Here is an 11276-nt window from a genome sequence, read left to right as displayed (position 1 = left end):
CGAAGCGGTCATCCTCCCGCCCTTCGCCACCAACCGCACCACCATCTACAATCGGGCCGCAAACCCCACCTGACGCATTCTCAAACGGACTCTTAATCATATAGAGATTTTGCCGATCTTTAGTGCGGTCCAATGCCTGTCAACCCGTGACAGGGTTGTGAACGCGCAGACTTTGCTATGAAGGGTTGGATTAAAAGGTAATAATTTTTCCTTCATCTTCCAACCTGCCAAAGAGTGTTTATGCACGACCAGATAAGTTTAAATTAGCTGAAATCCGATGAGGGCTCGACGAGGGCCTCCAGTTGCGTGAATCGACAATTGCTCTGCCAGCCGCATTGACCGCACGACCATTCTTACCGGAACCGTTTGTACCCGGACGGATATAGGGGATTGGCGCTGTCGTGAGGGGCATCACTTCGCTGCGCGCGAACAGCATCCATCGAAGAAGGCAATTCGAAAGGAAGACGTCCTTGTGCTTTGGCACGGCCGGTGAGGATATCAAACAGGGCGCCGTCAGTCGCGCCAAAGCTTCCCAATAAAATCGATGCCTTGTCACGGATTGGCGTGAGAATAGCGGGACGTTCGAGATTTGCATCGACGATAACTGGTATGTTCGCAGCTGCGGCCTTGTTAACAACCTCTAAATCGCGGTTTCCCGACTTGAAGTCGAGATCTCCGCTATGCTGGAACCGCGAGATGAAGAAATTTGGATAAAGTGTCTGGAATGGCGTCGCGGCACGGACCATGACGATGTCTGCGTCCTCCAGTCGGTCTGTCACTTCAAAGCCGCGATCACGTGCGACCTTAGGATTTACGCCGCGCAAAAATAGCTTTGTTCCCGGACGAATCGGGACGATATTTGCTTTGCGCTCCAACCACACGAAAGACCTTTGTTGCGCGTCAAGTGCCGCAGCCCTAAAAGGGGGTGAGCCCACTATCGCTGCAGCAGCATCAGGATCGACATAAGGATTTTCAAACAGTCCGATCGCAAACCGTTGTTCCAATATGCTGGTGACTGCCGCGTCTATCCTCTTTTCTGTGACTAATCCGCTTCGGAGCGCATTAAGGATAACCTCGGGATCATCCAGGCCAAGGATTTGATCCACGCCTGCATTCAGTGCCAAAGCCGCGCGTTCAGTGCGGCTTAGATTTTCCACGCCCCAAGGCATACCGATCTCAGGCGGGCGACCTGGCTCACCTTTTTTTCCCATGCAAGTTGTCAAGCAATCCTCGGTAATTGCCGAGTCTGAAAGAACTACACCCTTGAAGCCATATTGTCGGCGCAGCAGGTCCGTTACGAGAGGCCTACTGAATCCAGCACCTATTGGCTCTACCGCTAGACCATCGACCGCCGCACCTTCCAAAATGGAGTAAGTGGGCATAACGGTGGCCACATTGACCCTGAATGCCGCTTCGAACGGTCGGATGTGAGCGGCGAGGTAGTTGCCTCTCAAATCGGCAAAGCGACCATAGTAATTATGGCTGTCGTAGCCTTCCTTCGCCGCGCCATACCCTACCCAATGCTTGATAACCGAAATTACGCTGTGACTGCCAAGGCCTCCAGTACCATTTTGGAAACCTTCAACATAGGCCGCCACCTGCTTGGCTACGCGATCAGGATTATCACCAAAAGTGCCGATCACGCGCGTCCATCGCGGTTCAGAAGCGAGATCTGCCTGCGGTGACAACGTCATGTGCAGTCCGACGGCGCGGTATTCCTGACGTGCGATGTCAGCGAAACGCCGCGTGATCTTTGGATCATCAATTGCGCCAAGCCCTGGAGCATCGGGCCACTGTGAAAAATATCGCGCAGAGTTCGAGGCGCCAATGACGGAGAAGAAATGGTGACGGGGGTCAGTAGCCAGTATCAGCGGAATTCCAAGGCGCGTTTTCTCGGCAATTTCCTGGAAGCGATTATGTTGCGCCGCCAAGGCTGCAGGCGGGGCATCCGCGCGTGTTCCAAGTGCGGTGATGAAGCGGGCCGCTATGAGATTTTCCGCTGCGTCAAGACGATATTCTGCGCCCATCCCGGTCGGATCCTTGGTAGCCAGACCGCCAAAAATAACGGTTCCCGCCTTTTCTTGTACCGTCATCCTTATGACAAGATCTCGTGCGCGTTCAGCTGGCGTCAGGCGCCAGTCTTCATAGGGAGCGAGCATGCCATCACGATTGAGGTCCCGGAATTTTAGTTTACCCACAGCCACAGGGGGTGCCGCACGACTGCCCAGTTGTGGCTGTCGGCGCTCCTGGGCAAATACCGGGCTGCAAACCAGCAGTGCCCCCATAGAAATTACCATGATCATCGGCGCAACGACTCGATCACTTGCCCGAGTTGATTGGTCCATTTTTGAACGCATTAATCTCTCCTGTTGATATCGGGTTTCTAATTGCTCTTATACCTAGGGATGCAAACCAAGGTTGAGGGGCAGCATCACGCAGACGGCCAGTCCGCCTGCAGCGTGATTGCTCGCAGAGATTGTACCTCCGTGGGCGACCACCGCTCGTTTCGCAATTGCCATGCCCAGACCCCAGCCACCTCCGTCATGTCCTTTGACGAAGGGTTCAAAAAGAGTGTGAAGCCTTTCAGAGATCATCCCGGGGCCCTGATCAACCATCTCAATTACGGCTGTGACTTGGGTAATAGTAAGGCGGACCGATATGACCCCCGGCTTGGGTGAGAAGCGCAATGCGTTGCGCAGGATGTTCTCGAAAACGCGACGCATCAGTTCTGCGTCCCCCGCTAGTTCGAGGCCATCTTCACCCACAGGTTCAAATTGGCAATGCACTTTGATGCCATGGGGGTGGCCTTCAAAACGAACGTCTGCGATTACGTCGTCCAATAGTGCTTGGAGATCGAAATATCCTTCGATTAGCGGTGCACCGCTTTCCAGGCGAGAAAGAGTTAGTAATTCGCCGACCATCGATTCAAGGCGCGCGGCTTCCCGCTCGACGCGCTGCAAAGTATCTTCCTCGCGTGAACTGCTCTGCCGTGTCAAGGCAATCGCCAGCTGCAATCGCGCAATAGGAGAACGCAGCTCGTGCGAAACGTCATCGAGGAGTTGATCACGAGCGCGTACCAATTGCTCGATCTTGTTTGCCATCCCATCAAAATCCCGCGCAAGATCGGCAATTTCGTCTCTGCGCCGTCCTATCGTGGTCCCGAGCCGCGTGTGCAAATCACCAGCCGAAAAACGCTCGAGGCCCGCCTTTACCAAACGAATGGGGCGGGCAAGATAATAAGCCAATATGCCAGATGCAAGGAGACCGGTGATCAAACCCACGCCGTAAATTTCAGGCCTCATCGGGCCAAAGAACGAGGGTGGGGGAGGCTTAGGATAGCTTAGGTAGAACAAGGTTCCGTTGGGCGCACGCTCGGAATATATGAGGTTTGTTGTCTCACTTGGTCGCGTGCGGCCTATCACAATTGGCACTGCGCCGTACGCTAATTCCGCCGGTACGGCTTTCGGGCCGCCGAGCGCGAGGAGACGCGACGCAAGGGCTACCGTCTGCGGTCCTGCACGCTCCACCACTAATGACGAGAAGCCAGGGCCGGGGGAGATCACGAAGGTGTAAACTGCAACCATCAATGCAAGCTGCAGGAGAAAAGTAAGCCAAAAGGCCCAAAAAATTTTCCAAAATAATCTGCGCGTCATACCTGAATACGCCAGCCGACGCTTCGAATTGTTTCGATGCGGACGGCACCTAGCGTGACCCGTTCGATCTTCTGTCGCAGATTGCTCACATGCATCTCAATCGAGCGATCATAAGAGAGGCGCCGACGCCCCAGTATGCGTAATGACAGTTCATCCTTGGTCGATACCCGCCCTTCAGCGCGTAGCAGCGCCTCAAAGAGATTGAATTCGGTGGGAGTAAGGTCCATTGCTGTACCCCGCCACGTGATGCTGCGACGTCCACCGTCAAATTCCAGGTCGGCAAAGGTCAATCGCTCGATGGATGCGTTCGTGCCCCGAGCAGGCCGCCGGAGCACGGCACGGAGACGGGCGACTAATTCAGGCGCGAAATAGGGTTTGGTCACATAATCGTCTGCGCCAAGTTCGAGCCCCAGAACCCGCTCTGTGTCGCTACCCTTTGCAGTCAACATAATGATAGGAATTTCGCTACGACGTCGAATATCACGTAGCGCGTCGATCCCGTTTCCGCCCGGTAGCATGACATCGAGCAAAACAGCAGCATATCGACCCGATAATGCCGCATCTTTTCCACGCATGGCGGTGCCAACAGCGTCCGCCTCGAAGCCTTCGCCACGAAGATACTCAGCGAGCATCACAGTCAATTCTTCGTCATCATCTACTAACAGGACTCGCACGGCTCTTCTCTCCACTACGCTAGTGTGGCATGCAAGCGACGAGCGCCCAAGCCGGCTTTACGCAATCTTTTCGCTTTCTTGGCAAACTCCTCACGCTCCTAACGCGGGCCGCGTGGCATAAGCAGGACATGAACTGGAACTTTCACAAGCCGCCCGCTCTCTTGGCGCTGGGCGTCGCGATGTCGCTGGCAGCTTGCGCGTCGCCTCCGCCCTATGCGCCAGTGATTGATGTACCCTCGACTTTCGTCGCAGCGCCCATGTCAGATATGGCCGGATCGGTGGAGCGGTGGTGGCTCTTATTCGCGGATAACCAGCTTAACCAGTTGATTGTGGAAGCGCTGGATAATGCGCCGGACGCACGCGGCGCCATGGCAGTGCTTGACGAGGCACGAGCCGCGCGTGCGCAGGCGCTTGCTCGCTTGGGACCGCAAGGCAATATCAATCTCACCGCGGATACCAGGCGCAGCAATCCCGATGGCGCACCTATTATCCATCAGCGATCCTATAATGGGGGCTTCAGTCCGTCGTGGGAAATAGATCTGTTCGGTCGACGCCGCGCAAGCCGCACAGTGGCAGACGCTGACTTGGATGCGGCCCGATTCCAATTCGAAGCGGCGCGTCAAAGCCTGGGCAGCGCAGTTGCGATCAATCTGTTCGATGCACGTGCCAATGCAGTGCGGCTAGATCAGGCTCGCCAGATCCTGCGGATAGCATCTGAACTGGCACGCGTGGGGCAAAGACGTGTGGAAATCGGTATCGGAGCTCGCGCGGACGCCGAAAGTCTGAAGGCAGACGAGGCAAATGCCAAGGCCGCCGCTATCGCATCGGCTGCACAGCTCTCAATCTCAAAACGCACGCTGTTGATCTTGCTCGGCCGTGGAACTGAACCCCTAGAGATGTTGACTATCGCTGCCTCATTCAACCGACCGCCGATGGTGCCATCGGTTACACCTGCCACATTGCTGATACGCAGGCCCGACATTCGCCTTGCAGAAGCACGGCTGCGGTCTGCTGCCGGCAACCTGAAGCTGAGCTCGAAGGCACTTCTTCCCACCATCAGTCTGCTGCCCTCGGCAACATACAGCGCAACCACGGGGAATGCTGCAAGCGGAACCTCCATTTGGTCGCTCGGCATTGGGCTGCTGCTTCCCATTCTTGATCGCCCACGACTTCTTGCAGAACTGCGTGGGCAGCGCGCTCGTACAGAGCAGGCCCTCATCGCCTATGAAGATGCTGTGCAAACCGGCTTCGGAGAGGCGCAAAACAGTCTGTTGCAATATGGTGCCGACAGGGAGCGTCTGAGCGAGATCGAACAAGCCGAAGCTAGCGCCCGCATAGCATTTGAAGCACAGCGCGCTGGCTATGAGGCAGGTGTTGTTGATCTTACGGCCTTGCTTCAGGCAGAAAGAACATGGCGCACAAATCTTGCTTCGCTTTCAGACCTTCGGGTAGCGGCAATTCGTGACGCTGTTGCTGTCTTTCAGGCTTTGGGCGGCGGATGGTCTCCATGGGACACTGCGGCCCAACCTTCAGGATCTCTCTAAAAATGATAAGCCATGTTACCTGCACGGTGGTGATAATCACCGCGACGATACTCCTTGGCGCATGTTCGCCCGCGCAACAGCAATCTTCCGCGCAAAGAGAGGAGGTACCACGCGCGGTAAATTTCGCGCGTGTCGAACGACGTATTCTCAACAGCGGCCTGAATGTTTCTGGCCGACTAATTGCGCGCGAAGAGGCGGCAGTGGCAAGCCAGTTGACCGGCTACCAAGTCTCGCGCGTGCTCGTAGATCTTGGCGACTACGTTCGCGCCGGGCAGCCGCTGGCCACCCTAGATGATACGCTGCTTCGCGCCGACATCGCGCTCCAGCGTGCGAATGTGGCGCAGGCCGAGGTAGGTGCTGAACGTGCCGCGCAGGAAGCACAACGGGTTTCCGCCCTGGACAAGACTGGAGTGCTATCGGACGAGGCTATTGCCGAGCGGAGGTTGGCGGCACGAACCGCGAACGCGCAACTGTCACAAGCGCGGGCGCAACTTTCGGCGCAACTCATAAGACAAAATTTGATGCTTGTCCGGTCCTCCGTCAGCGGCCGTATCCTAACGCGCTCGGTTCGCCCAGGCGATGTGGCCTCACCATCCAACGTCATGTTTACCATCGCCGCCGATCAGATCATCGAGATGGATGCCGAGATTCCCGAACAGCATTTGACGCAAGTTCATGCCGGTGACACAGCTTTGATAACGTTGCCCAGCGGTGCCAACTTGAGAGGTATCGTTCGTCTGATTTCGGCACAGGTAGATCCGGACACGCGTTTGGGAAGGGCTCGCATCACCTTACCCCTAACTTCAGAGTTGCGTCCTGGAGGTTTGGTAAAGGCTATGTTCGGTGCGCCGCACGATCCCACCTTAACCGTCCCAGATGCAGCCATCACTTATAGCGCTCAAGGTGCCTATGTCGTGGCAATTGATGCCACCAACCATGTACGACAGGTGTCTGTGCGCATTGGCAGACGGGGCGGCGGTCATGTTGAAATCCTCAGCGGAATCAGCGTCAACACTCCAGTGCTGACCGGATCACAAGATTTTGTGTTGCCCGGCGATATTGTACGCCCCGTTTCGTCTGGGGCCAGTTGAGATGAGAATCTCCGCTTGGGCAATCCGTAATCCCATACCTGTTGCAATTCTAGTTATCGCCCTGACGCTAGCCGGAATCGTCTCCTACTTTGTGCTGCCGGTCAAGCAGCGGCCCAATGTCGAATTCCCCATTGTGTCAGTTACAGTGACGCAGAACGGCGCTGCAGCCTCCGAGGTCGAGGAGCAGATTACTCGGCCGATTGAAAATGCCCTGAGTGGCATATCGGGCTTGCGCCACGTCCAGTCCACTGTCTCGCTCGGCTCTTCTAGTACTACCGCGACGTTCGAAATCGGCAGCGACATGCAAAAGGCTGTCGATGATGTTAGGACTGCCGTCGAGCAGGCGCGAGCGATCCTACCGCAAGGGATTGATCCTCCCAGTACTCGCCGACTCGACATCTCAAATGCGCCAATCCTGACTTTCGCTGTAAGTTCAGCGCGCATGTCTACTGTCGAACTGTCCTGGTTTGTTGATGATACTATTTCCAGGACCCTTCAGGCAGCCAAGGGTGTAGCGCAAGTCAGTCGGATCGGTGGCATAGACCGCGAAATTAATGTGTTGCTAGACGCGGATCGGATGAACGCTTTTGGGGTCAGCGCTGCAGCGGTCAACAGCGCGCTCGTCGGATTCAACCGGGACGACAATGGCGGTCGGGCCGATCTGGGCGGGCGCGAACAGACAATACGGGTGCTTGGCTCGGCCCAGACAGTTGCTGACCTCAACCAGATGAATGTGCCGGTGTCCGCGAACCGCTTTGTCCGCTTGTCCGATATTGCAACCGTGGCGGATGGTCGAGCGGAAGCTAGAGGATTTGCCCGGTTAAACGGCGCTCCTGCAGTAGCATTCCAAGTCAGCAAGACTACCAATTCCAGCGACGTCACCGTCGAAGACGCGGTAGATGCCGCTGTCGCACAGCTCAACGGCAATGATAGAGGCGTCAAAATAGATAAGATTGTGTCGACCGTCACGGAAACGCGTGCAAGCTATAGTGCTACCACGCATGTTCTGCTGGAAGGTATGGTTCTGGCGGCCATTGTAGTCTTTCTCTTTCTGCGAAACTGGCGCGCGACTGTCATCGCCGCCGTAGCGATGCCTTTGTCGCTGGTTCCGACCTTCACGGCAATGGCGCTGCTTGGCTTCAGCCTGAACATAATAACCCTGCTTGGACTTACGCTGGTTATCGGAATATTGGTCGATGACGCGATCGTTGAAATCGAGAATATTGAGAAGCGCATCCAAGCAGGGGCGACGCCCTATCGCGCTTCACTGATCGGAGCCGATTCGATCGGACTGGCTGTGATAGCGACGACTGCAACAATTGTGGTGGTGTTCACTCCGGTTTCCTTCATGGGCGGGCAAGTCGGACCCTTTTTCCGCGAGTTCGGCCTTACCGTTGCGGTTGCAGTCATATTTTCGCTCGTCATAGCGCGGTTGGTGACCCCACTGATGGCCGCTTTTTTTCTTCGTGCTGTTGAGCATGGCGATGTTGAGCCGCAGCAGAGCCGCCTATATAGTCGCATTCTCGATTGGTGCCTGCGACATCCATGGCTATCGACCGGGGGCGGGGCTATCCTGTTCGTTGTATCGCTGTTGTTGGGAGCAACGCTACCTACCGGTTTTCAGCCGATTGGTGATCCGGGGAATTTCTACCTGGCGGTTCAGGGAACAGCAGGTGCGACGCCAGAGGTCATGGACCGCGCCATGCGTCGGGTGACGCGCGAGTTGCGCGCAAATCCAGACGTCAAGCTCGTCTTCGCACAAGCGGGTTCGACCAGTGGCGGAACCCCATTTAATGGCGGCGGTGGCAATGGTGTGGGTACCGGAACCATTACCGTGGTTCTCAAGAACGCGCGTTCGATGACGACCGACAGCTTTCAACGCTCGATCACGCCGATGCTACGTAGCATTCCTGACGTCCAAATCTCCAACCAAGGATCTTTTGGATCTGCAGGCATGGAAATTATACTTGCGGGTGATGACTTTGAAGTTTTGGCTGCCACGCAGATGAAATTGCTTCGCGAGATGCGCAATCTTTCCCTTGTAAGCGATCCGCGTCCCTCGCCGCCACCCTCCGCGCCAGAGCTAATTGTGCGACCCGATCCTCAGGCAGCCGCGCGGCTAAACGTGTCTTCACAGGCGATCGCCAGCGCAATTCGTATCGCTACGATTGGTGATATCGATGCAAACGTCGCCAAATATTCTTCCGGCCGGCAGCGGGTTCCTATACGCGTCCGGCTTGACCAAGCGTCTCGGAGCGACCTTGCGGCTATTGGAAGTCTACAAGTTGCTACACGCGATGGCAAATCAACACCATTGAAAGCTGTCGCAACTCTTTCACTCGAAGCAGGCCCTGGCCAGATACTGCGCTATGATCGTGAGCGCCGGGTGTCTGTACAGGCCGACCTTAATAACGTCACACTTGGTCAAGCCCAAGCAGCGGTCTATCAATTGCCGGTCATGAAAAACTTACCTGAAGGCGTGCACATCGCTAAGTTGGGGGATTCCGAAGCGCTAGGCGAGCTTATGAGCGGAATTTCCATTGCCATGGGATCGGGGATCCTCATGATATATTTTGTTCTTGTGCTGCTGTTTGGCAGTTTTTTCAAGCCGATCACGATCTTGTCAGCGCTACCATTGACTTTCTTCGGTGCCTTCGCGGCCATAAAGCTGGCAGGCCTGCCCATCACCCTGCCTGTCTTAATCGGGCTTCTGATGCTCCTAGGCCTTGCTGCCAAAAACTCCATTCTCCTGGTGGAATTCGCCATCGTCGCTGAGCGCGGGGGAGCGGGGAAGCGTGAAGCCATCATGGATGCGTGCAGGCAGCGCGCACGACCGATCGTCATGACGACCGTGGCGATGGCGGCAGGCATGTTGCCGACGGCGCTCGGCGTCGGTGCAGGGTCGGAGTTCCGACAACCCATGGCAGTGGCTGTCATTGGTGGCCTGATCAGCTCTACTGCGCTCTCGCTTATTCTGGTACCGGTGGTCTATGAACTGATCGACGAATTTGAACAATGGCTTCGCCCAAGGCTAGCTCGTTTCCTCACGCCCAAGTCGCCAGGTGACGATGATCCATTCACAGAGCAGGAGATGGGGCCCTAGCACGCTGTCACATGAGAGGGGAGATGATAATTATCTGAACGCAAATTTATAATCTTGAGACGGGCATAATTTATATCAATGCTCATAGGAGCGCCCGCAGCCACGGCACTGGATATGGCGGCCAGGATAAGAAAGATTCGAGACCAACTGCAGGGTGGTAATGGTGCGGGTGTTCGCTCAGGTGCTCCCAAGCGACAAGCTTGATGCAGACCGACTGTAGCCGTCTTCTCAGATGAGGTGAAGAGCGGTTCGGAGGCATCGAGTGCATCGGTGGATTCTATCTCGAAGTGCGAAATCCTAGGATTTATAGGGGTCTGATCCCTTTTCCAGGAAGGCACATGATAAACGGCTATCAGCATCTGGGTTTGGATGAGCGGCGCGATATTTATCGATTGGTGGCAACCGGACGTTCTGTGCGGCAAATCGCGGACGCGCTGCGGCGTCATCCTTCGACGATCTATCGCGAACTCAAGCGTAACCGGCATCTGGATGAGCATCCGCTGTTTCGCGGCTATTTTCCAACGGTCGCGCAGACCATGGCGCGTGGACGTTGTGTCCGTGGCGGGAAGATCGCCCGCCAGCCGGAACTCGCCGCCTATATCGCGGACCGCTTGTCGGCAGCCTGGTCGCCAGTGCAGATTGCAGGTTACCTACGGCGCCATCGGGGTGTTCGCGAGGCGGTGGGCCACGAAACCATTTACCAGTATGTCTATGGCCCTGATGGACGGCACCAGAAGCTGTGGCGCCACCTGCCCGTTGCCCGCCGTTCGCGCCGGCAACGTTATGGTCGAAAGCCCTGCGGTCTCCATATCCCTGTGGCCAATACGATCGGCGCACGGCCGCAGGAAATCACGGATCGCAGCAGCTTTGGCCATTGGGAAGGCGATCTCCTGATCTTCAGGAGAGAGTATGGCAAAACCAACCTCACCTCGCTGGTCGAACGCTGCAGCCGGTTCACTTTTCTCGCGCGTAATCCGACCCGGCATTCGGCCGGGGTCACGGCTGGCATCGATTGGCATTTGCGCGGCATGCCTCCTCCCCTCCGGCGCAGCATCACCTTCGATCGCGGCACGGAATTTGCCGCCTTTGCGACACTGCGAAACAGGCTCGGCATCACCAGCTGGAGACCCGCAAAAACCGGGTAATTTCTGGCGAAGCGGACTGGCTTGATGACGTCGAGGCTTCGGGGCGCACCAGGGGCATCGTTCGGA

7 protein-coding genes are annotated in these 11276 nt (G+C 56.3%); 4 read left to right on the top strand and 3 right to left on the bottom strand.

Annotated features, from left to right (window positions below):
- Positions 1-353 precede the first annotated feature (353 nt).
- From BMY84_RS28445 to BMY84_RS28435, 3 genes are read right to left on the bottom strand one after another with little or no spacing between them, the layout of a single operon-like run.
- Entirely contained in the window at positions 354-2357 is a 2004-nt protein-coding gene (locus BMY84_RS28445; RefSeq protein WP_218147069.1) for a glycoside hydrolase family 3 protein, read from the bottom strand.
- 42 nt (positions 2358-2399) lie between these two features.
- Positions 2400-3653: a HAMP domain-containing sensor histidine kinase gene (locus BMY84_RS28440; protein ID WP_093088497.1), complete on the bottom strand. Its 1254-nt coding sequence runs from the start codon at positions 3651-3653 to the stop codon at positions 2400-2402.
- Complete coding sequence (locus tag BMY84_RS28435) at positions 3650-4327, bottom strand: response regulator transcription factor (protein ID WP_093088496.1); 678 nt, start codon at positions 4325-4327, stop codon at positions 3650-3652. Before BMY84_RS28435 ends, BMY84_RS28440 begins: the two co-directional genes overlap by 4 nt.
- Positions 4328-4455: 128 nt before the next feature.
- Here BMY84_RS28435 and BMY84_RS28430 point away from each other — a divergent pair, with 128 nt between their 5' ends.
- From BMY84_RS28430 to BMY84_RS28415, 4 genes are all read left to right on the top strand, one after another.
- Entirely contained in the window at positions 4456-5871 is a 1416-nt protein-coding gene (locus BMY84_RS28430; protein ID WP_218147068.1) for an efflux transporter outer membrane subunit, read from the top strand.
- 2 nt (positions 5872-5873) lie between these two features.
- Complete coding sequence (locus BMY84_RS28425; protein WP_177204255.1) at positions 5874-6962, top strand: efflux RND transporter periplasmic adaptor subunit; 1089 nt, start codon at positions 5874-5876, stop codon at positions 6960-6962.
- Between the two features lies 1 nt (position 6963).
- The gene (locus tag BMY84_RS28420) at positions 6964-10065 is read left to right on the top strand and encodes an efflux RND transporter permease subunit (RefSeq protein ID WP_093088500.1); all 3102 of its coding nucleotides are present in this window, start codon (positions 6964-6966) and stop codon (positions 10063-10065) included.
- A 338-nt stretch (positions 10066-10403) separates the two neighbouring features.
- Positions 10404-11210, top strand: coding sequence for an IS30 family transposase (locus BMY84_RS28415; RefSeq protein WP_256215501.1), 807 nt, complete (start codon positions 10404-10406; stop codon positions 11208-11210).
- Positions 11211-11276 lie beyond the last annotated feature (66 nt).

The sequence above is a fragment of the Sphingobium sp. AP50 genome (genome assembly GCF_900109095.1).
GTDB lineage: Bacteria > Pseudomonadota > Alphaproteobacteria > Sphingomonadales > Sphingomonadaceae > Sphingobium.
This window is presented reverse-complemented; position numbering and strand designations above follow the sequence as displayed.